20 protein-coding genes are annotated in these 20,236 nt (G+C 65.7%); 4 read left to right on the forward strand and 16 right to left on the reverse strand.

Going from position 1 to position 20,236, the window contains the following annotated elements:
• Positions 1-39 precede the first annotated feature (39 nt).
• The 4 genes from ACFXP9_RS04390 to ACFXP9_RS04405 form a co-directional block, all read right to left on the reverse strand.
• Positions 40-2,409, reverse strand: coding sequence for an ATP-dependent helicase (locus tag ACFXP9_RS04390; RefSeq protein WP_397206153.1), 2,370 nt, complete (start codon positions 2,407-2,409; stop codon positions 40-42).
• Between the two features lie 66 nt (positions 2,410-2,475).
• Positions 2,476-2,967, reverse strand: a complete 492-nt coding sequence (locus ACFXP9_RS04395; RefSeq protein ID WP_397206155.1) for an AprI/Inh family metalloprotease inhibitor — start codon at positions 2,965-2,967, stop codon at positions 2,476-2,478.
• Between the two features lie 49 nt (positions 2,968-3,016).
• Entirely contained in the window at positions 3,017-3,982 is a 966-nt protein-coding gene (gene folE2, locus ACFXP9_RS04400) for a GTP cyclohydrolase FolE2 (protein WP_397206157.1), read from the reverse strand.
• 138 nt (positions 3,983-4,120) lie between these two features.
• A complete protein-coding gene (locus ACFXP9_RS04405; RefSeq protein WP_397206637.1) occupies positions 4,121-5,269 on the reverse strand; it encodes a trans-sulfuration enzyme family protein in 1,149 nt (382 codons plus the stop codon).
• A 241-nt stretch (positions 5,270-5,510) separates the two neighbouring features.
• Here ACFXP9_RS04405 and ACFXP9_RS04410 point away from each other — a divergent pair, with 241 nt between their 5' ends.
• The gene (locus ACFXP9_RS04410) at positions 5,511-6,422 is read left to right on the forward strand and encodes a serine aminopeptidase domain-containing protein (protein ID WP_397206159.1); all 912 of its coding nucleotides are present in this window, start codon (positions 5,511-5,513) and stop codon (positions 6,420-6,422) included.
• Between the two features lie 5 nt (positions 6,423-6,427).
• Here the strand turns inward: ACFXP9_RS04410 and ACFXP9_RS04415 are convergent, their stop codons facing one another.
• The 3 genes from ACFXP9_RS04415 to ACFXP9_RS04425 all read right to left on the reverse strand — a co-directional run bounded on the left by ACFXP9_RS04415 (position 6,428) and on the right by ACFXP9_RS04425 (position 9,323).
• On the reverse strand, positions 6,428-7,030 hold the full coding sequence (locus ACFXP9_RS04415) for an inner membrane-spanning protein YciB (RefSeq protein ID WP_397206161.1): 603 nt from the start codon (positions 7,028-7,030) through the stop codon (positions 6,428-6,430).
• 18 nt (positions 7,031-7,048) lie between these two features.
• Entirely contained in the window at positions 7,049-7,948 is a 900-nt protein-coding gene (locus ACFXP9_RS04420; RefSeq protein ID WP_397206639.1) for an EamA family transporter, read from the reverse strand.
• A gap of 253 nt (positions 7,949-8,201) precedes the next feature.
• Complete coding sequence (locus ACFXP9_RS04425; protein ID WP_397206163.1) at positions 8,202-9,323, reverse strand: DUF1223 domain-containing protein; 1,122 nt, start codon at positions 9,321-9,323, stop codon at positions 8,202-8,204.
• A gap of 355 nt (positions 9,324-9,678) precedes the next feature.
• Here ACFXP9_RS04425 and acnA point away from each other — a divergent pair, with 355 nt between their 5' ends.
• Positions 9,679-12,447 carry an aconitate hydratase AcnA gene (gene acnA, locus ACFXP9_RS04430; protein WP_397206165.1) on the forward strand — a complete coding sequence of 923 codons (2,769 nt, stop codon included), beginning with the start codon at positions 9,679-9,681 and terminating at the stop codon, positions 12,445-12,447.
• A gap of 214 nt (positions 12,448-12,661) precedes the next feature.
• The gene (locus tag ACFXP9_RS04435; RefSeq protein WP_397206167.1) at positions 12,662-12,865 is read left to right on the forward strand and encodes a hypothetical protein; all 204 of its coding nucleotides are present in this window, start codon (positions 12,662-12,664) and stop codon (positions 12,863-12,865) included.
• Positions 12,866-12,908: 43 nt separating this feature from the next.
• Here ACFXP9_RS04435 and ACFXP9_RS04440 read toward each other — a convergent pair whose 3' ends face one another.
• The 9 genes from ACFXP9_RS04440 to yajC all read right to left on the reverse strand — a co-directional run bounded on the left by ACFXP9_RS04440 (position 12,909) and on the right by yajC (position 19,170).
• Positions 12,909-13,448, reverse strand: coding sequence for a DsbE family thiol:disulfide interchange protein (locus ACFXP9_RS04440; RefSeq protein ID WP_397206168.1), 540 nt, complete (start codon positions 13,446-13,448; stop codon positions 12,909-12,911).
• Entirely contained in the window at positions 13,441-13,590 is a 150-nt protein-coding gene (gene ccmD / locus ACFXP9_RS04445; RefSeq protein ID WP_397206170.1) for a heme exporter protein CcmD, read from the reverse strand. Before ccmD ends, ACFXP9_RS04440 begins: the two co-directional genes overlap by 8 nt.
• Positions 13,587-14,312, reverse strand: a complete 726-nt coding sequence (locus tag ACFXP9_RS04450) for a heme ABC transporter permease (RefSeq protein WP_397206172.1) — start codon at positions 14,310-14,312, stop codon at positions 13,587-13,589. The genes ccmD and ACFXP9_RS04450 overlap by 4 nt, the downstream gene beginning before the upstream one ends.
• Before the next feature lie 55 nt (positions 14,313-14,367).
• A complete protein-coding gene (ccmB, locus tag ACFXP9_RS04455) occupies positions 14,368-15,024 on the reverse strand; it encodes a heme exporter protein CcmB (protein WP_397206174.1) in 657 nt (218 codons plus the stop codon).
• Between the two features lie 163 nt (positions 15,025-15,187).
• On the reverse strand, positions 15,188-15,823 hold the full coding sequence (gene ccmA / locus ACFXP9_RS04460; RefSeq protein WP_397206176.1) for a heme ABC exporter ATP-binding protein CcmA: 636 nt from the start codon (positions 15,821-15,823) through the stop codon (positions 15,188-15,190).
• Positions 15,820-16,173, reverse strand: a complete 354-nt coding sequence (locus ACFXP9_RS04465) for an Mth938-like domain-containing protein (protein ID WP_397206178.1) — start codon at positions 16,171-16,173, stop codon at positions 15,820-15,822. The genes ccmA and ACFXP9_RS04465 overlap by 4 nt, the downstream gene beginning before the upstream one ends.
• 1 nt (position 16,174) lies before the next feature.
• Positions 16,175-17,158, reverse strand: a complete 984-nt coding sequence (secF, locus tag ACFXP9_RS04470; protein WP_397206180.1) for a protein translocase subunit SecF — start codon at positions 17,156-17,158, stop codon at positions 16,175-16,177.
• Between the two features lies 1 nt (position 17,159).
• Positions 17,160-18,824, reverse strand: a complete 1,665-nt coding sequence (gene secD, locus ACFXP9_RS04475; RefSeq protein ID WP_397206182.1) for a protein translocase subunit SecD — start codon at positions 18,822-18,824, stop codon at positions 17,160-17,162.
• Between the two features lie 22 nt (positions 18,825-18,846).
• Entirely contained in the window at positions 18,847-19,170 is a 324-nt protein-coding gene (gene yajC, locus ACFXP9_RS04480; protein WP_397206184.1) for a preprotein translocase subunit YajC, read from the reverse strand.
• A gap of 181 nt (positions 19,171-19,351) precedes the next feature.
• Here yajC and mazG point away from each other — a divergent pair, with 181 nt between their 5' ends.
• A complete protein-coding gene (mazG, locus tag ACFXP9_RS04485; RefSeq protein ID WP_397206186.1) occupies positions 19,352-20,227 on the forward strand; it encodes a nucleoside triphosphate pyrophosphohydrolase in 876 nt (291 codons plus the stop codon).
• Positions 20,228-20,236 lie beyond the last annotated feature (9 nt).

Below are 20,236 nucleotides of genomic sequence, written 5' to 3' on the forward strand. Positions count from 1 at the left end.
TTTGCGGGGGTAACGCCGTCTGGCGGGGCGGCGTTCCCGTCAGAACGGCACGTCGTCGCCACCACCCGCCGGCTGGACATAGGACGCCTTGACCGTCTTGAAGCCTGCCTCGAACTGGATGGTCAGCGTATCCTCGGCAATGCCCATGATCTGGCCCGCGCCGAATTTGGCGTGGCTGACGCGGTCACCGACGCAAAAGCTGGCGGCGGCGGTGGCGTCGATCACCACCGGCTTGCGGGGCTGGACCTGACGGGTCTGCATCCGCTTCCAGCCCGGCGAGTTATAGACATCGGCCCGCGCCGCGCGGTCCTGCATCTGCGCCCCCGCGACCGAACCCGCCGCCGCGCCGTAACCGCCGCCATAAAGGCCGGGCGGGGTCAGCACCTCGATCTGGTCTTCGGGCAGTTCGTCGATAAACCGCGATGGCAGCTGCGACTGCCATTGCCCATACATGCGGCGGTTGCCGGCAAAGCTGATCGTGCACAGCCTTTCAGCGCGGGTGATGCCGACATAGGCCAGCCGGCGTTCCTCCTCCAGCCCCTTTACGCCGGTTTCGTCCATGGCGCGCTGGCTGGGGAAAAGCCCGTCCTCCCACCCCGGCAGGAAGATGATCGGGTATTCCAGCCCCTTGGCGGCGTGCAGGGTCATGATGCTGACGGCCTCGGCATCCTCGGCCTCGTCGCGGTCCATGACCAGCGCGACATGTTCCAGAAAGCCTTGCAGATTGTCGAATTCTTCCAGCGCCTTGACCAGTTCCTTCAGGTTGTCCAGACGCCCCGGTGCATCGGGCGATTTGTCATTCTGCCACATCGCGGTATAGCCGGATTCGTCCAGAATCCGTTCCGCCAGTTCGACATGGTTCACGCTGTCATCCAGCGCATCGGCATGGAACCGGCCCATGGCCTGAACGAATTCCCCCAGCGCCTTGCCGCCTTTGCCGCCGATCAGCCTGTCAGCAACGGCTTGCTGCGCCGCGATCAGCAGCGGCTGCGCACTGTCACGGGCCACGGATTGCAGCGTTTTCAGGGCCTTGTCGCCCAAACCACGGCGCGGGGTGTTGAAGATACGCTCGAACGCCAGATCGTCGCTGGGGCTGACGGCAAGACGGAAATAGGCCATGGCGTCGCGGATCTCGGCGCGTTCGTAAAAGCGCGGGCCGCCGATCACCCGGTAATTCAGACCGATGGTCATGAAACGGTCTTCGAATGCGCGCATCTGGTGGCTGGCCCGCACCAGAATCGCCATGTCGTTCAGGCTGTGCTGGCCGATGCGGGCGCGGTGGCCACCGTGGAAAGCCTCGACCTCCTCTCCGATCCAGCGGGCCTCGGCGTCGCTGTCCCAATGGCCGATCAGGCGCACCGCCTCGCCGGGGTCGGCATCGGTCCACAGGGTCTTGCCAAGCCGCCCCTCATTCGCCGCGATCAACCCCGAGGCCGCCGCCAGAATTTGCGGGGTGGACCGGTAATTCTGTTCCAGCCGGATCACCTGCGCGCCGGGAAAATCCTGTTCAAACCGCAGGATGTTGCCCACCTCGGCGCCGCGCCAGCCATAGATGGACTGGTCGTCATCACCCACGCAACAGATATTGCGGTCACGCTGTGCCAGCAGCCGCAGCCACAGATATTGCGCGATATTGGTGTCCTGATATTCGTCCACAAGGATATAGCGAAACCGGTCCTGCCATTGGGTCAGGACGTCAGGATGGGCCTGAAAAATCGCCACGCAATGCAGCAGAAGGTCGCCAAAATCGACCGCGTTCAGCGCCAGCAGACGGTCCTGATAGGCGCGATACAGCGCCACCCCCTTGTCGTCATAGGCATGGCTTTCGGCCACCGGCACCTGATGCGGCATCAGCGCGCGGTTCTTCCAGCCGTCGATCAGCCCCGCCAGCATACGCGCAGGCCAGCGCTTGTCGTCGATCCCTTCCGCCGCGATCAGCTGTTTCAGCAGGCGCAACTGGTCGTCGGTGTCCAGAATGGTAAAGCCGGGCTTCAGCGTCAGCGTGCCATCGCCCACCAGTTCGGCATGGCGGCGCAGGATCTTGACGCAGATGCTGTGAAAGGTGCCAAGCCAGGGCATCCCCTCGACCGTTTCGCCCAACAGGCGGCCGATGCGGTTGCGCATCTCGCGCGCGGCCTTGTTGGTAAAGGTGACGGCCAGAATCTGGCCCGGACGCGCCCGGCTTTGGGTCAGGATATGGGCGATGCGGGTGGTCAGGGCGCGGGTCTTGCCGGTCCCCGCCCCGGCCAGCAACAGCACCGGCCCGTCAAGGCTTTCGACCGCCGCCCGTTGCGGCGGGTTCAGCCCGTCCAGATAGGGTGCAGGCCGCGCCGCCATCGCCCGTTGCGACAGCGGCACATGCGCGGCGCTGGCCGCCGCTTCGAAAGGGTCATCATCGAATCCGTTCATGGCGCGACCATAACCGTTTGACCCGCGCGGGCCAAGCCATGTTCGCGCCTTGTTCCGAACCGCCCCTTAACGCCACAGGCTGATGCCATTCCCCGACCAAACGCCGTGTTCCACCTGATGCAGACTGGCGATGCTGTCACCGAAGGCATCCTTCAGCACCAGCGTTTCCCCCATCAGCGTCCAGGCCGACAGCGACAACAGGCGGTCGCCCATACAGCCGCGGGCACCGGCCTGCTGGCCGCCGCTGATCGGGCGTGCGGCATCGCCCAGATTGACCTTGCAATCGCTGTTGCCACCCTCGCGCGCGCTCCAGTCGCCGCGCAGGCTGTTGGACAGGGGCACGACCTGGACCCGCGTCACGGTTTTGGTCACCACATTGCCCGCCGCATCGCTGACGGTTTCGGTGCGGGTGGTGGCGGGGCGCGGGGCCTCGGCCACGATGACGCGGGTGGCGGGCACGGGGGTGGTCGGGGCGACAATGGTCACCGGCTCGACCATACAGCCCGACAGCGCCATCGCCGCCAGCAGCGGGGCAATCATCAGGGGGGAATGTGTCATTGTGATGTCCTTGGCAAAAAACGCCTTGGACGCGATTACGCGGGCCAGATCAAGCGCGATGCTGTAAAGAAGCAAACACGCCCGGATCAAGAGAGCGTGACGCAAATGTCGGCCCTTCGGTCAGCAGGCTGACGGCATCGTGGCTGTGCAGCGATTCCTGATGGCTGGCAATGACGCGAAAATCGCCCACGCGCGGGTCGGCCAGCAATTCCTGGGCAAAGGCGCGCACGGCATCCTCGACAAAGATGGGGTTGGCGCCGTTCAGTTCTGCAAAGGCCTGTTCGTCCTCGCGCTTGACCATGACCTGGGTTTCGGTGGGCACGGCGCGGCGGCACAGATCGACCATATCCTCGATCCACAGCCGCCCCGCCCCCTGCATCACCGCCGAGATCCGCGCCACCGAGCGCTGCGAATGCGGCGTCGCCATCTGCCCCCGCGACATGCGCGCATGTTCCGACAGTTCCAGCGAACAGGGGCAGGTCGAGCTGTAGACATAGTCGAAATGCATCACCCGCAGCCGCGTGCCGCCCTGGTCGATGACCTCGAACGCGGTATCATAATACTGCCACCCCGACAGGCCCGAGCGTAATGACCCCATCTGCATCGGATAGGACAGCCGCATCTGGATGCGCGCGTCATAGGCCTGCATGTGGTCTTTGTAATCGTCCAGCGCCGCCTGCATCACGGCAAGGCTGAATTCCTTGTCCGCGTGGCCGTAAAAGGACCGCATGATGCGCGACATGTTGATGCCCTTTTTCTCGGCATCCAGACTGACAGTGCCGGTCACGCTGGTTTCCAGCACCACCTCGCCGCCCTCGCGGGTGCGGTAACGGATCGGCAGGCGGAAATTGCTGATGCCCACATGCTGAATCGCGGTGCGGGCGCCGACAATCGTGCTGGCGGGGCCGTTCTGCATATCGGGCAGACCGGATTTATACTGGGGATCGACCTTGAAATCGCTGGGATATTCGCGGTTCAGCACCGGATAAGGGGTATAGTCGATCGGCTTGTTCATATCGGGCGTGACCTGTTGGCGCGGTTTCGGACCTCAAGATGGGGGCGCATCAACCGAATGTTAAGACCTTTGGGCCATAACCGGGCCATGCTGTGTCACCTGACCCGATTCGTTGCCCTGCTGATCCGCGCGTTGCGCCTATGGCGCCAGCGCGGTTTCAATGTCGCGGATCAGGTCGTCCACATGCTCCAGCCCCACCGACAGACGCACAAGGCCGGGGGTAATGCCCAGATGCGCCTTGTCGGCATCCGACAGGCGCTGATGCGTGGTGGTGGCGGGATGTGTCGCGATGGACCGGGCATCGCCCAGATTATTGGAAATGGTAATAATGCGCAGCCCGTTCAACAGGCGGAAGGCGGCATCCTTGCCGCCGGCCAGTTCCAGCGCCAGCATGGTCCCCCCCGACCCCATCTGCGCCATCGCCAGCGCGTGTTGCGGGTGGCTCGGCAATCCGGGATAGATCACACGCGCAAAGGCGGGGTTGCCCGACAGGCGTTCGGCCATCTGCCGCGCCGTGTCGGCCTGCTGGCGCACACGCAGATCCATCGTGGTCAGGCCGTTCAGCATCAGCCACGCATTGAACGGGCTGATCGCGCCGCCGGTATGTTTCAGGTAAGGCTCGGCCTTGCCGCGCACGAAATCGCGGCTGCCACAGATCACGCCTGCCAGCGCGCGACCGCCGCCGTCAATATGCTTGGTCGCGGAATAGATGACGACATCCGCCCCCTGCGCCACCGCGCGGGAAAAAACCGGCGTGGCAAAGACATTATCGACCATCACCAGCGCCCCCGCCGCATGGGCCAGTTCGGCAATGGCGGGCAGGTCCGCGACCTCCAGCCCCGGATTGGACACGGTTTCGAAAAACACCGCCACGGTGCCGGGGGTGATGGCGGCCCGCCACTGCGCCAGATCGGTGCCATCGACATAAACCACATCGACGCCAAGCCCCTTCAACAGGTCCAGCACATAAATGCACGACCCGAACAGCGCCCGCGCAGCGACGATCCGCGCGCCGGGCGCCGCCACCGCCATCAGCGCGCCATTCACCGCCGCCATGCCGCTTGCTGTGGCAAAGGCGTCCTCGGTCCCTTCCAGCGCGGCGATGCGGTCCTCGAAAATGCGGCTGGTGGGGTTGCCATAGCGGGCATAGATGAATTCGTCAGGTCCGGACTGAACAAACCGCGCCTCGGCCTGCTCGGCACTGTCATAGACGAAGCCCTGCGTCATATACAGCGCCTCGGCCACCTCGCCATAGGGGCTGCGGCGCGCTGCCTGATGCACGGCCATGGTACGCGGGTGACACCCCGACACATCCTTGACCGACGCGGTCTTGGCGGGAACGTCTTGGGCAGCTTTATCCGGGGACATGGCGGGGCCTTTCTGAATGCGCGTGCCTTGCGGGGTAACCGCGGCCCCGGCCTATCGCAAGTCATGCCGGCGCTGTCACATAATTTTAACCGCTTTTTCACTGCAATGTTGCAGCGTTGCGCAATGCTTGACCCGAACCAAGGCAATCGGCAGGTGCGCCATGGCGCTGTTCGCGATCAATGCGGGACAGAACCCCACGCAGGACCTGCGCCGCCACGCGGCCAGCCTGCCAAAGAGCCAGCCGCTGATCGTGATGATCCACGGCTATCGCTTTTCGCCCCGCCATCCCCGCAGCAACCCGCACGGCCATATCCTGTCGCTGTCACCCGACATGGTGGGGCCGCGGGTGCTGTCATGGCCGGCGGCACTGGGGTTCGGCCAGAACGGCGGCAATGGCCTTGGCATCGCCTTCGGATGGGAGGCGCGGGGCAGCCTGCGCGGGGCGTATCGCCGCGCCGGGCAGGCCGGTCGCGATCTGGCCCGCCTGATGGCCGACCTGTCCGAACAGGCGGACAAGCCGGTGGCGATCATCGGCCATTCGATGGGGGCCCGTGTCGCGCTGTCGGCCCTGCACCATGCCGCACCGGGTGTGGCGGGGCGGCTGATCCTGCTGGCCGGGGCCGAATTTCGCGAACCGGCACTTGCGGCCATCGACAGCCCCGCCGGACAGCAGGCCGAGGTGATCAACATCACCACCCGCGAAAACGACCTTTTCGACTTGGGGCTGGAACTGTGCCTCAGCCTTGGGCGGCGGCGGGCACTGGGGTTCGGGCTGGCGCAGGCCCGCGCCAACTGGCTGGACATTCAGATCGATTCACCACAGGTCATCGCGGCGCTGGACAGGCTGGGCTTTCCGGTGGGCGGCGACGCAAAGCGGCTGTGTCACTGGTCGCCCTATCTGCGCGGCGGGCTGTTCGATTTTTACCGCGCCGCCCTGCACCATCCGCAGGTGCTGCCTTTGCGGGGCCTGCGGGCCGGCCTGTCGCATCAGCCGATGCCGCGCTGGTCGCGCCTGCTGGCGCCGGGCGGCGCGGCGCAGATGACCGGGCGTGCGCTGGAAGGCCCGGCCTGAGGCGCTTAATCCTCGGGCGCGATGCCGTGCCGCCTGAACAGCCCGGCATTGCCCATCAGGAACAGAAAGATCACCACCGGCAGGCCAAATGTCTTGAAATTCACCCAGACCGTGTCGGACAGGTTGCGCCAGACCAGTTCATTCGCCAGCGCCAGCGCCAGAAACAACAGCGCCAGACGCGCGGTCAGAATGCGCCAGCCCTCGGGGCGCATGGGCAGCGCGTCGCCCATCACCTTGCCCAGCCAGTTGCGCCGGGTCAGCCAGCTGAACCCCAGCAATGCGGCAAAGATGGCATAGATCAGCGTCGGCTTCATCTTGATGAATTGCGGGTCGTTCAGCCAAAGCGACAGCCCGCCGAAAACCACCACCACCACCAGCGTGACAAGCTGCGCGACCGACAACCGGCCGGTCAGCCGCCACAGCAGCGCCGTCGCCAGAACGGTGACCGGCACAAAGATCAGCGTGGCCAGCAGCACCCCCTGATAGGCGTGACCGGCGATCATGACCTCGCGGTCGCGAAACAGCATGAACACGCCGAAAAACAGGGCGATCGGGCCGTATTCCAGCACGGCTTTCAGCCAGTGCGGCACGGGTCGGGTGGGGGTCATGGCCTTCCTTTCGTGATCTCAGCCCGCCATTTCCACAATGATCGCCCCGGCGGCGATCAGCGCCATCAGCAGGCTGCGCAACATGCCGACCTTTTCCCCCAGAACCAGCCAGCCGACAAGGGCCGCGAACACGGTCGAGGTCTCGCGCAGGACGGCGGCGCGACCGACATCGGCAATCCGCGTCGCCAGCATGATCGAGCCAAAGCTGGCAAAGGCCACCAGCGCCCCCATCACCCCGCGCCCGGCCAGCGCCGGCCAGTCCGCCCGCCCCAGACCCGCCAGCCGCCGCCATTGCAACAGCGGCATGAACCAGGAATCCAGCACGAAAAACCACACCAGAAACACCAGCGGGTTCCGGGCCTGCCGGATGCCCCACGCGTCATATGTCGTATACAGCGCCACGAAACCACCCGTCAGCAGCGCCAGCCCCAGCGCCTGCGACAAGGCCCGGCGCGCATCGGGCGCGGCGTGCCAGTTCACCGCCGCCAGCCCGAAGATCGCCCCCACCAACAGCAGCACCCCGGCCCATTGCACGGGGTTGTAATGCTCGGCAAAGACCAGACCGGCGGCCATCACGGTAAACAACGGCCCGGTGCCGCGGATGACCGGATAAACCACGGTATAGGCCCCCCGGTCATAGGTCATCGCCTGCGCCAGCTTATAGGCAATATGAATGACCGTGGTCCCCAGCAGCACAGGCCACAGGGCAGGCTCGGGCCAGGGCAGCAGGAACAGCGCCACCGGCAGCGCCATCGCCCCATAGCTGAGGTCAATGGCCGCGCGGCTGATCCACGGGTCGTGACGGCCTTTTTGCAAGGCCCCGAACAGCGCGTGCAGAAACGCCGCCGACAGCGCCAGCCCCGAGGCCACGCGCGCCCCTTCGGGGGTGCCGGTGATGCTGTCGATCCATTCGGTCATGTTTTGGCTGTCGCAGCCACTGCCGCGAAAGGCAAGTGCCGATTCGCATGGCCCGGCACCACCCGACCGGCGGGCGGGACGCAGTGCCACCGGCACCGCGCCCGTGGTGCCCATACCAGCAGCACCCATACCAGCGGGGCGCATGGCAGCGGCGCAGAGGGTCCGCCGCGAACCAACACAGGGCGCCGCGCACAATATGGGGGAACCGGGCCGCCCCTGACCGGCCCACGCCGGTGCCGACGCTGCGGGCGGGTCAGTCCAGTGGCAGCGTGGTCAGAATGGGACCGGGCCAGCCGCCGGCCTGAACCTGCTGAACCAGCAACAAATGTCGCGTATCGCCCGGAAAGGCATCGCTGCGCGCGCCGTTGCGGATGGTCAGGCGCACCGGTGCCTGCCCGTCCCAGCGCGCCAGTCGCTGAACGTCCAGAACCACGTTCACATAACGAATATCGCGGCCCCTGTTTTCGCCCGCCGCCACCCGGACCCGCCGTTCCGGGGCATAGCGCACCAGCTCGATCACCGCCGGGTGCTGCAAGGCCCGTTCCGGGGTCAGCGCGATCACATGGCGCCCGGCCTCGTGCCGGGCGGAAACCGCCAGCGCGACCGGGGCGGCGTGATGGCGTTCGACACGTTCCACCAGATCGGCGGGGCGCAGGTCCATGGGCGAATCCTGTCCCGCGATCACCACCTGCGGGGTATAGATCCCGCGCTGGTCCAAAGCCTCGGCATAGGCGCGCTGACGCAGGCTGAAGGCCGGGCGGGCAAGGTGGTCGGCCCATCCCAGATAGTCCCAGTAATCGACGTGATAGGACAGCGCCATCACATCCTTGCGCGTGGCCAGATCAGCCAGCATCGCATCGGCGGGCGGGCAAGAGGAACAGCCCTGCGAGGTGAACATCTCGACCAGAACGGGGGGGTGCGACATGGGACCGAAACGCCGCGCGCCCGCCTTCGCGGGACGCGACAGGCCACGGCCGTCATCGGGGTCGCGGCCCTCGTCCCACTGGAAGCTTCCCCAGTCGTCATCATCGTATCCCGACCAGTCGTCGTCAAAATCCAGATCCTGATCGCCGCCGCTGGCACTGGCACCGGCACCGGCACCGGCACCGGCACTGTCCCCACTGGTCCGGCCAGCCACAGCATCGCCACTGCCCGCACCACCGCCCGTATCGCCAGCGCTGGCGCGATCCGCATCGCGGTCGGCTGCTGTGGTGCTGTCATGGGGGGGGCTGTCATGTTCGGTGACGCTTCCGCGATCATCGCCCGAAGCGGTATTCTGCGCCGGGGCGCAGACCGGCAGCAGGGCCAGCAAGGCAGCCGCGGCCAGAAGCGGCAGCCGCGCGGTGGGGACAAGGCGGGGACAGGGCAGCAACATGCCCCGGTTTTAGCGACATGCCGGGGGCAAACCAAATCAACGCTTTGTCAACGGCGGGCAAGACCGGGCCAGCGTGGCAGCATCGCCACAGCCCCGGCGCCATGCCCCCTGCCCGGCCCCGCATCCCGCCCGCGACAGGCCCGCGCCGACAGGGGCGCCCGACCTGCCCGTGCCCGCATCTGTCCGCCAACCGGCCCTGCCTTCGCCCGGCCCGTCGCGGCGCGCCGCGCGCGAACCGGGCTGTTTTCGGCGCTGTGTCGCACAGAACGGCCTGTCAACCTTGATTTTGCGGGCAATCAGGCTCAAATCGCTGTCAGAGCTTTTGCCAGACCCATCAACCGACAGGGAGGCCGTGATGCCCATCGTCACCGGAACCGACACTGCCAAGGCCCGCCGCAAGCTGACTGCGGGTGGTCAGGAATATGCCTATTATTCGATCCCCGCCGCGACCGAGGCGGGCCTTGGGGATTTCTCGAAACTGCCGGCCTCGCTGCGGGTGGTGCTGGAAAACATGCTGCGATTCGAGGATGGCGGCCGCACGGTCAGCACCGATGACATCAGGGCCTTTGCCGAATGGGCGCAAAAGGGCGGCAAAAACCCGCGCGAGATCGCCTATCGCCCGGCCCGTGTGCTGATGCAGGATTTCACCGGGGTTCCGGCGGTGGTCGACCTTGCCGCAATGCGCGACGGCATCAAGGCGCTGGGGGGGGATGCGCAAAAGATCAACCCGCTGAACCCCGTCGATCTGGTCATCGACCACAGCGTGATGATCGACGAATTCGGCACCCCGCGCGCCTTTCAGGTCAATGTTGAGCGCGAGTATGAGCGCAACATGGAACGCTATCAGTTCCTGAAATGGGGCCAGAAAGCGTTTCAGAATTTCCGCGTGGTGCCGCCCGGAACCGGGATCTGCCATCAGGTGAACCTTGAATATCTGGCGCAGACCGTCTGGACCGACAGCGACCAGACCGGCGAACAGGTGGCCTACCCCGACACGCTGGTCGGCACTGACAGCCACACCACCATGGTGAACGGCCTTGCCGTTCTGGGCTGGGGCGTCGGCGGGATCGAGGCCGAGGCCGCGATGCTGGGTCAGCCGATTTCCATGCTGATCCCCGAGGTCGTGGGCTTCAAAGTCACCGGCGCGCTGCGCGAGGGCGTGACCGCGACCGACCTTGTGCTGAAGGTCGTGGCGATGCTGCGCGCCCATGGCGTGGTCGGCAAATTCGTCGAATTTTATGGCGAGGGTCTGGACCACATGCCGCTGGCCGACCGCGCGACCATCGCCAATATGGCCCCCGAATACGGCGCCACCTGCGGGTTCTTCCCGATTGACGACGAAACCCTGCGCTATCTGGAACAGACCGGTCGCGACAAGGACCGCATCGCGCTGGTCGAGGCTTATGCCAAGGAAAACGGTTTCTGGCGCGATGGCAGCGAAAAAGTGTTCAGCAGCACGCTGGAACTGGACCTTGGCGACGTGGTTCCGGCGATTTCCGGCCCCAAACGCCCGCAGGACCACACGCCGCTGGACACCGCCGCAGCGGCCTTCCGCGAGGTGGTTCTGGGTCAGCGCAAAGCCCCCGATGCCAGCCCCGAAGAAGAGGTCGAGTGGCGCGAGGAAGGCGGTTCGGGCGAACCCTGCGACCTGCCCGGCCATGTCGGCGGTTACAATCAGGGCAGCGTGGAAGGGCAGGATTACCGGCTGCATGATGGGTCCATCGTGATTGCGTCGATCACCTCGTGCACCAATACCTCGAACCCCTATGTGCTGATGGCGGCTGGTCTGGTGGCCCGCAAGGCGCGCGAACTGGGGCTGACCCGCAAGCCGTGGGTGAAAACCTCGCTGGCGCCGGGGTCGCAGGTCGTGGCCGAATATCTTGAGGCCGCGGGCTTGCAGGACGATCTGGACGCCATCGGCTTTAACCTTGTCGGTTTCGGCTGCACGACCTGCATCGGCAATTCCGGCCCCCTGCAACCCGAGATCAGCAAGTCGATCAACGATAACGACCTGATCGCGGTTTCGGTCCTGTCGGGCAACCGCAATTTCGAGGGCCGCATCAGCCCCGATGTGCGCGCCAATTATCTGGCCTCGCCGCCGCTGGTGGTGGTCTATGCGCTGGCCGGGGATATGAATATCGACATCACCCGCGACCCGATCGGCACCGGCAAGGATGGGAACCCGGTTTACCTGAAGGATCTGTGGCCTTCGACCAAAGAGGTCGCGGATCTGGTCGACACCATCGTCACGCGCGAGATGTTCCAGACCAAATATGCCGATGTGTTCAAGGGCGACGAGCGCTGGCGCGGGGTCGAGGTCACCGACAGCGAGACCTATGACTGGCCGGCCAGCTCGACCTATATCCAGAACCCGCCCTATTTCCAGGGCATGTCGCAACAGCCCGGCAAGATCGAGGATATCGACGGCGCCCGGATTCTGGCGCTGCTGGGTGATATGATCACCACTGACCACATCAGCCCCGCCGGGTCGTTCAAGCCCGACACCCCGGCTGGCCAATACCTGACCGAACGGCAGGTGCAGCCGCGCGATTTCAACAGCTATGGCTCTCGGCGCGGCAATCACGAGGTGATGATGCGCGGCACCTTCGCCAATATCCGCATCCGCAACGAGATGCTGGACGGGGTCGAAGGTGGCTTTACCAAAGGCCCGGACGGCCAGCAGATGCCGATTTTCGACGCGGCCATGGCCTATGAACGGGCGGGCACGCCGCTGGTGATCATCGGCGGCATCGAATACGGCGCGGGGTCGTCGCGCGATTGGGCGGCCAAGGGCACCAACCTGTTGGGGGTCAAGGCGGTGATTGCCGAAAGCTTCGAGCGGATTCACCGTTCGAACCTTGTCGGCATGGGGGTTATCCCGTTCGAATTCACCGGCGGCGACACCCGCAAGACGCTGAACCTGAAGGGCGACGAGGTCATCAGCATCGACGGTCTGGCCGGTGATTTCAAACCGCTGTCGCTGGTGCCCTGCACCATCACCTATGCCGATGGCACGCGGAAGGTCGTCCAGCTGAAAGCCCGCGTCGATACCGAGGTCGAGATCGAGTATCTGCAAAACGGCGGTGTGCTGCATTACGTTCTGCGCAACCTCGCCCGGTCGTAACCCCGCCGGAACTGTGCAAGGCCCCGCCCCCGCGCGGGGCCTTTTGCATTCTGGCCGCGACGTGGTCCGGGGCGCGGCCCCGCCGCAGGGGTATTTGGGCAACGAAGAAACCGCAGGCACGCTGCGATAACGGCGTTTCACGTTGCCGCGAAGCCGATTGTGGGGGGCGCGATGCAGGCGTAAGGGCAAGGTCTTTACGCAAGGAAGTGCAATGATGAAAACGCCTTTGATCAGTCTGGTGATCTGCGGCCTGCTGGCGGGCTGTGCCCGGGACCCTTATGTGGCGGACCGTCCGGCGGTGGACGGGCGCGCTGTCGCGACCGGGGCCGGTATCGGTGTGGGTGCGCTGCTGCTGGTCGGTTTTCTGGGGGCGGCGGTTCTGGCCAAAGCGGCCTCGGACGCGATCGACAAGGGCTGAGACGCCTGTGCGCAACGCCCGTCACCCGACGGGCGGGCGGGGTTTATCGCCCCAGCGCCTTGTTCAGTTCGGGCAGGAAGCCTTTTTCATAGTCGCTGCCGATCAGCGGCCCGACAAAGCGATACAGCACCTTGCCCTGACCATCGACGATGAAGGTCTCGGGCGGGGCGGTCACCCCCCAGTCCAGCGCGCTGCGGCCATTGGGGTCAAAGCCAAGCGCAAAGAAGGGGTCGCCCTCGCCCTTCAGATAGGCGCTGGCCTGCAGCTGTTTGTCCTTGAAATTGACCCCGGCCAGACGGATGCCATCGGCGGCCATCTGTTTCAGCACCGGGTGTTCGGCCCGGCAGGGCGGGCACCAGCTGGCCCAGAAATTCACCACCGTCACCTGCCCGGCGCGCAGGTCGGCATCGGTCAGCGCGGCCTTGCCCGGCAGGGTTTGCGCAGGCAGCGCCGGGGCGTCGCGCCCGATCATGGCTGACGGGATCTGGGACGGGTTTTCCCGCGCCATGCCCCACAGGAACACAGCCGCCAGCCCGGCAAAGATCAGCGGCGGCAGGATCGCGGCCAGCGGCAGCTTAGCCATGTCGGCGTGCCTCTTGCTGGTCCAGCGCGCGACGGGCGCGGGCGTTGCGGACGATACTTTGCCAGACGATCCCGACCAGCAGCACCACCGAGGCGCCATAGGCGGACAGAACCGGGATGGTGTATTTGCCCAGGTCGATCATGAACGGCCCTCTCGTGCCTGCAGGGCGGCGGTGCGGCGGATGCGGATCTCGGTCCGGGTCCGCAGCAGCAACAGCGCCACAAAGAAGAAAAAGAACCCCGCCATGGTCAGATACAGCGGATAGCGATAGATCGCGCTCATCCGTTCGCCGGGGGCGACGGACAGCGAGGCGCCCTGATGCAGGCCCTGATTCCAGAAATTCACCGCATAGCGCGACAACAGCGCAAAGACCGAGCCGACAAGGCACAACACCCCGGTCAGGTCGGCGGCGCTGTCGGGGTCCTCGACCGCGGACCACAGCGCGATATAGCCCAGATAGAACAGAAACAGGATCAGGAAACTGGTCAGGCGCGGGTCCCATTCCCACCATGTCCCCCACATCGGCTGGCCCCAGACCGCGCCGGTGATCAGCGCGATCAGCGTCATCACCGCCCCGACCGGCGCCGCTGCCCTGGCCGCCAGCGCGCTGACATGGTGGCGGCGGATCAGCCAGATCAGCGACGTGACCAGCATCATCAGCCAGATATTGATCGCCATCAGCGCGGCGGGCACATGCAGAAAGATGATCTTGACCGTCGATCCCTGCTTGTAATCGTCAGGCGTCAGAAAGCCCCAGACCAGACCGCCGATCAGGCAGATGGCGGCGGCAACGGCGACAAACGGCAGCACCGCACCGGATGTGCGCATGAACTTGACGGGGTTGGCGTATTCCCAGATCGACATGGCTGTTCCCTGTTTGCGTTTCCCTAGCGGTTGCGGACGGCTGGCTCAAGCCCCGCTAGCGCAGATTGACCCGCAAAGCCGCCGCTGCGGCAAAGGGTATCAGCCCCGCCACCGCCGCCGTGATGCCGCCCAGAAAGGCCAGCGGGGTGGCGACGGGCATCGCCTCGGCGCCGCGGCGCACGACCTCGGCCCCGAAAATCAGCGTCGGGACATAAAGCGGCAGCACCAGCAGTGACAGCAACAACCCGCCGCGCCGCAGCCCCACCGTCACCGCCGCACCAAATGCCCCCAGCATCGACAGCGCCGGGGTACCAACCAGAAGCGAGACCACCAGCCAGCCCATCGCCGCCTGCGGCAGATGCAGCAGCACGCCAAAGACCGGCGCCGCGACCACCAGCGGCAGGCCGGTGGTCAGCCAATGCGCCAGCGCCTTGATGGCCACCGCGGCCTCCAGCGGCAGGGGCGCGGTGGCCAGCAGGTCCAGCGAGCCGTCCTCGTGATCCAGCGCAAAGATGCGGTCCAGCGACAACAGGCAGGCCAGCAGCGCGCCGACCCACAAGATCCCCGGTGCGATCCGCGCCAGCAGATTACCCTGCGGTCCGACCCCGAAGGGCACCAGCGTGCAGACGATCAGGAAAAAGGCCAGCCCCAGCCCAAACCCGCCGCCCGCGCGGGTGGCCAGACGAAGGTCACGGATCAGCAGCGCCAGCATGACACCCCCCGCCTGACAGGCATGACGCCATAACCACCCCGTGCCGCGCCCATATCGCGGGCTGAACGGCCGCAATGGGTATTTGGACAACAAAGAAAACCCTGACGCGCTTCTTCGTTGTGCAAATACCCGGCGGCACTGGCCATGCCTGGTGCGGTTGCGGTCATGCGAAAGCCTCGTTGAAGCCTGCGGCGCGGGGGGCGGGCGTATCGGGGCGGGCGCGGAAGGGGGTCAGATCCAGCACCCTGGCCTCGGGGATGGACAGGTCGATATGGGTCGCCATCAGCGCCGCCCCGCCCGCGGCCAGATGCGCCCGCACCGCTTTGGCAAACAGGGCCACCGAATCGGCGTCCAGTGAAACCGTCGGTTCATCCAGCACCCAGACCGGGCGCCCCGTCACCAGCAGACGCGCCAGCCCCAGACGCCGCTTTTGCCCCGCCGACAGCGCGCCGGCGGCGCGGCTGGCAAGGGCGGAAAGGTTCATCGCCGCCAGCGCCGCGTCAATATCGGCGCGGCCAAAGATTGCTGCCCAGAAGCGCAGGTTTTCCGCCACGCTGAGCGCCGATTTCAGCCCGTCGGCATGGGCGGCATAGGCGATCGCGTCCGGGGCCGCGTTGATCTGGCCCGATACCGGGGGTTGCAGGCCCGCGACGGTGCGCAGCAGGGTGGTTTTGCCGATGCCGTTCGGGCCACGCAGGACCAGAGCCTGACCGGGGTTCAGGTCGAAGCTGACGCCCTGAACCGCGCGCAGACCGCCACGGGCCACGGACAGGTCGCGGACATGCAGCAGCGCGGTCATACCGGCAACAGGGCGGCGGCGACGCGGCGGCCCTCGCCCAGCAGCACGTTGAAGGTGCGCGCCGCCGAGGGGCTGGACATGGTTTCGGCCATGATGCCCGCCCCGGCCAGATCCTCGATCAGGCCGGCGGGGGGATGGGCGATCTGCGCGCCCATGCCCAGCAACAGCACATCCACCTGCCCGGCCAGCGCCATCAGCGCGGCCCGGTCATCCAGCCCGCCCCAGTCGGCTGCCCGTGCGGCGGTGACGATCTGCGCGCCGTGGCGGACCTGCCCGGCCACGCGGAAAAAGCCGGGGCCATAGCCGTCAATCGCCGCCGCGCCGCCGAAATCGGTTGGGCTGAGGGCCATGTCAGGGCATCTTCCCGAACGGGGTGTCGCCATTGGCCGCGACCTCGGCCTCGGGTTTGGTCCAGTCGCGTTTCACCCCCAGCCACAGCACGATGTTCTTGGCGACATAGATCGAGGAATAGGTCCCGATCACGATCCCGAAAGTGATCGCAAAGACAAAGCCGCGGATCACGTCGCCCCCCAGCGCCAGCAGCGCGAACAGCGCCACCAGCGTCGTCCCCGAGGTCATCACCGTGCGCGACAGGGTTTCGTTCACCGACAGGTTTATCAGGTCGCGCAGCGGACGCGATTTGTATTTGATCAGGTTTTCGCGCAGCCGGTCGAACACCACCACGGTATCGTTGATCGAATAACCCAGAATGGTCAGCAGCGCGGCGATGGTGGTCAGGTCGAACTTGATCTGGAACAGGCTGAACAGGCCCAGCGTGATCAGCACGTCATGGATCAGCGACACGAAGGCCCCGACCGCGAACTGCCATTCAAACCGCAGCCAGATATAGACCGAGATCGCCGCCAGCGAGGCCAGCACCGCGTAGACCGCGGTCTGGATCAGCTCGCCCGAGACTTTGGGACCGACCGATTCGACCGAGGGGAAGGTGACGCTGGGGTCAACGGCCTTCAGCGCCGCCTCGACCTTCAGGATGGTCTGTTGCGACACCGCCTCGGCGCCATCCTGGGCCTGAATGCGGACCTGCGCGACGTGCTGATCCTCGCGGAAGGTGGGGTCATAGACCTGCGTGATCGCCACATCGCCCAGATTCAGCGGCGCGATGGCGGCGCGGTAGGCGCCGACATCCACGGGCTGCGTTGCCTCGGTGCGGATGGTGGTGCCGCCCTGAAAGTCGATGCCGAAATTCAGCCCCATGAAGAACATCACCACAACGGATGCCAGCGCCAGCAGCGTGGACAGGCCGAAGGTAAAGGTCTGAAGGCGGAAAAAGTCGATATTGGTCTGGTCCGGGACCAGTTTCAGACGCCAGGCCATGTCACACCTCGATGGTTTTGGGACGGCGGTATTCGAACCACGTCACCGTCATAAGCCGGGTCACCCACAGCGCCGTAAAGACCGAGGTGATGATCCCGATCGCCAGCGTCACCGCAAAGCCCTTGACCGGGCCGGACCCCAGCATGAACAGGATGCCCGCGATGATCAGCGTGGTCACATTGGCATCGACGATGGCCGACATGGCGTGCTGATAGCCCTGATCAATGGCGCGCGCCGGTCCCTTGGCACGTTTCAGTTCCTCGCGGATGCGTTCAAAGACCAGCACATTGGCATCAACCGCCATCCCGATGGTCAACACGATCCCGGCGATGCCCGGCAGGGTCAGCGTCGCGCCGATCATCGACAGCAGGCCAAAGATCAGCCCCATATTGATGGTCAGCGCAATGGCCGCGAACACCCCGAACAGGCCATAGCTGGCCATCATCAGCACCACCACGGCGACAAAGCCGACACTGGCGGCCAGCCGCCCGGCGTCGATGCTGTCCTGTCCCAGTTCCGGCCCGACGGTGCGTTCCTCGAGGAAGGTCATTTCGGCGGGCAGGGCACCGGCGCGCAGCAGCACCGCCAGCCGGGTGGACCCTTCGACATCCATCGCCCCCGAGATCTGGCCCGACCCGGTGGTGATCGCCTGCCGGATCACCGGGGCCGAGATCACCTTGCCATCCAGCACGATGGCGAAAGGCTGACCGATATTGGCCGAGGTATAGGCGCCAAAGCGTTTCGCCCCCGAAGGCCCAAAGCGGAAATCGACCGCCGGCTGGCCGTTCTGGTCAAAGCTGGGGCGGGCGTCGGTCAGGTCCTCGCCGGTGACGACGGGCGATTCCTCAAGCGTGTAATACACGCCTTTTTCATCCAGCGACGGCAACACGACATTGCCCACACCGGGGCGGGCATCGGGGTCGACGCCACGGCCCACGACCGGGTTAAAGGTCAGTTTCGCGGTGGTGCCGATCAGCTTTTTCAGCTCTTCCGCGGAACCGATGCCGGGCACCTGAATCAGGATGCGGTCGGCACCCTGACGCATAATGGTGGGTTCGCGGGTGCCGACCTCGTCCACGCGGCGGCGCACGATTTCCAGCGATTGCTGGATGGTGCGGTCATTGGTGGCGGATTTTTCGGCATCCGACAGCTGAATGGTCAGGGTCTTGCCCTGCCCCCTGATGTCCAGATCGTTCTGTCCGGCCCCGGTCAGCGAACTGACCGGTGTGGCAAAGCCGCGGGCGATTTCCACGGCGCGGGGCATCTGGTCGGGGTTGCCGATCTCGATCTGCAACTGGCCGTCGGGGGCCTTGATGCGGCGGATCGCGCCGATGGTGCCACGCTCGGCCGCAAGGGCGTTGCGCAATTCGGGCCACAGGCTGTTCATCCGCGCCTGATAGACGTCGCTGACGTGAACCTCGGCCAGCAGATGCGCGCCGCCGCGCAGGTCCAGCCCCAGATTGACCAGCCCATTGGGCAGCCAGCTGGGCCAGTCCGCGATCGCGGCGGCCTGCTCCGGGGTTTCGACGCCGCTGCGCTCAATCGCGATCACGGCATCGTTATGGGCCTCGACCCGTTTGTAGAACAGGTTGGGCATCGCCCAGACAAGGCCGATCACGCACAGCCCGATAATGACGATGCGCTTCCACAAAGGGATCTGCAACATGGCGACGCCTTTCAGATCAGGTTCAGGCTTTGGCCGGGGCGGTCTTGTTCAGCACCTGACCCACGGTCGAACGCACCACCTTCACCTTGACGCCCTGGGCGATCTCGACCTCGATCTGGTCGTCCATGACGTTGGTGACCTTGCCGATCAGGCCACCGGCGGTGACCACCTGATCGCCACGGGAAATGGCGTCGACCATCTGGCGATGTTCCTTCAGCCGCTTTTGCTGGGGCCGGATCATCAGGAAATACATGATCACGAAGATCAGGATCAGCGGAATGAACTGGGTCAGCGCACTGGCGCCACCGGGGGCGGCGGCCTGGGCAAAGGCGGGGGTTGCGAACATGGGCTATCCTTTTGGTGTCGGTTCCCGCGCAGGCGGGGCATTCAGTCGCCGCGCACCCTAGACGCGGGCGGTGCTATTGGCAAGAATGGCGCCGCGCGGCAATGGCCGGTCCGGCGATGCCGCCTGTGCCGCCCTTCGCCCGATGACGCCTGCGCCCGCAATACAACCGATGGACACCGCCATGACCCAGACCGCCCCCACGGACCCCGCACGATACCGTGATGCCCAGGACCAGATCGCGCGGCTGATCGGCATTATGGCCGCGCTGCGCGACCCTGACAGCGGCTGCCCGTGGGATATTGAACAAACCTTCGCCTCAATCACCCCCTATACCATCGAAGAGGCGCACGAGGTCGCGGATGCCGTCGCCCGCGAGGCATGGGACGAATTCCCCGGCGAACTGGGCGACCTTCTGCTTCAGGTGGTGTTTCACGCCCAGATGGCGGACGAGGCCGGGATGTTCGATTTCGCCGCCGTGGCGCGGTCAATCGCGGATAAGCTGGTGTTTCGCCATCCGCATGTCTTTGGCGACGAATCGCGCGACAAATCCGCCGCGCAACAGGTCAAAGACTGGGAAGAAATCAAGGCAAAGGAACGTGCCGGTCGCGCCGAAAAGGGCGTGCTGGACGGCGTGGCGCTGGGACTGCCGGCGCTGACGCGGGCGGTCAAGCTGCAAAACCGCGCCGCGCGGGTGGGGTTTGACTGGCCCGATGCCGGCGCGGTGCTGGACAAGATCCACGAGGAATGCGCCGAACTGGTCGAGGCCAATGACACAGCGCGCAACGCCGCCGGCCAGACCGGCCCGAATGACGCCGCCCGCGCCCATCTGGTCGAGGAATACGGCGATCTGATGTTCGTCATGGCCAATCTGGCCCGGCATCTGGACATCGACCCCGAAGAGGCCCTGCGCGGCGCCAATGCCAAATTCACCCGCCGCTTCCGGTCGATCGAGGCCGCGCTGGCCGAACAGGGCCGCAGCCCGCAAGACAGCGATCTGGCCGAAATGGACGCGCTGTGGGATGCCGCCAAGGCCGCCGAACGCGCCGGTGACCGCTGACCCGATGCC

It is taken from the genome of Paracoccus jiaweipingae, from assembly GCF_044335505.1.
In the GTDB taxonomy this organism is placed as follows: domain Bacteria; phylum Pseudomonadota; class Alphaproteobacteria; order Rhodobacterales; family Rhodobacteraceae; genus Paracoccus.

Coding starts and splice junctions, on each gene's coding strand:
- ACFXP9_RS04390 (WP_397206153.1), bottom strand. CDS start 2,409: ATGAACGGATTCGATGATGACCCTTTCGAAGCGGCGGCCAGCGCCGCG.
- ACFXP9_RS04395 (WP_397206155.1), bottom strand. CDS start 2,967: ATGACACATTCCCCCCTGATGATTGCCCCGCTGCTGGCGGCGATGGCG.
- folE2 (WP_397206157.1), bottom strand. CDS start 3,982: ATGAACAAGCCGATCGACTATACCCCTTATCCGGTGCTGAACCGCGAA.
- ACFXP9_RS04405 (WP_397206637.1), bottom strand. CDS start 5,269: ATGGCCGTGCATCAGGCAGCGCGCCGCAGCCCCTATGGCGAGGTGGCC.
- ACFXP9_RS04410 (WP_397206159.1), top strand. CDS start 5,511: ATGGCGCTGTTCGCGATCAATGCGGGACAGAACCCCACGCAGGACCTG.
- ACFXP9_RS04415 (WP_397206161.1), bottom strand. CDS start 7,030: ATGACCCCCACCCGACCCGTGCCGCACTGGCTGAAAGCCGTGCTGGAA.
- ACFXP9_RS04420 (WP_397206639.1), bottom strand. CDS start 7,948: ATGACCGAATGGATCGACAGCATCACCGGCACCCCCGAAGGGGCGCGC.
- ACFXP9_RS04425 (WP_397206163.1), bottom strand. CDS start 9,323: ATGTTGCTGCCCTGTCCCCGCCTTGTCCCCACCGCGCGGCTGCCGCTT.
- acnA (WP_397206165.1), top strand. CDS start 9,679: ATGCCCATCGTCACCGGAACCGACACTGCCAAGGCCCGCCGCAAGCTG.
- ACFXP9_RS04435 (WP_397206167.1), top strand. CDS start 12,662: ATGAAAACGCCTTTGATCAGTCTGGTGATCTGCGGCCTGCTGGCGGGC.
- ACFXP9_RS04440 (WP_397206168.1), bottom strand. CDS start 13,448: ATGGCTAAGCTGCCGCTGGCCGCGATCCTGCCGCCGCTGATCTTTGCC.
- ccmD (WP_397206170.1), bottom strand. CDS start 13,590: ATGATCGACCTGGGCAAATACACCATCCCGGTTCTGTCCGCCTATGGC.
- ACFXP9_RS04450 (WP_397206172.1), bottom strand. CDS start 14,312: ATGTCGATCTGGGAATACGCCAACCCCGTCAAGTTCATGCGCACATCC.
- ccmB (WP_397206174.1), bottom strand. CDS start 15,024: ATGCTGGCGCTGCTGATCCGTGACCTTCGTCTGGCCACCCGCGCGGGC.
- ccmA (WP_397206176.1), bottom strand. CDS start 15,823: ATGACCGCGCTGCTGCATGTCCGCGACCTGTCCGTGGCCCGTGGCGGT.
- ACFXP9_RS04465 (WP_397206178.1), bottom strand. CDS start 16,173: ATGGCCCTCAGCCCAACCGATTTCGGCGGCGCGGCGGCGATTGACGGC.
- secF (WP_397206180.1), bottom strand. CDS start 17,158: ATGGCCTGGCGTCTGAAACTGGTCCCGGACCAGACCAATATCGACTTT.
- secD (WP_397206182.1), bottom strand. CDS start 18,824: ATGTTGCAGATCCCTTTGTGGAAGCGCATCGTCATTATCGGGCTGTGC.
- yajC (WP_397206184.1), bottom strand. CDS start 19,170: ATGTTCGCAACCCCCGCCTTTGCCCAGGCCGCCGCCCCCGGTGGCGCC.
- mazG (WP_397206186.1), top strand. CDS start 19,352: ATGACCCAGACCGCCCCCACGGACCCCGCACGATACCGTGATGCCCAG.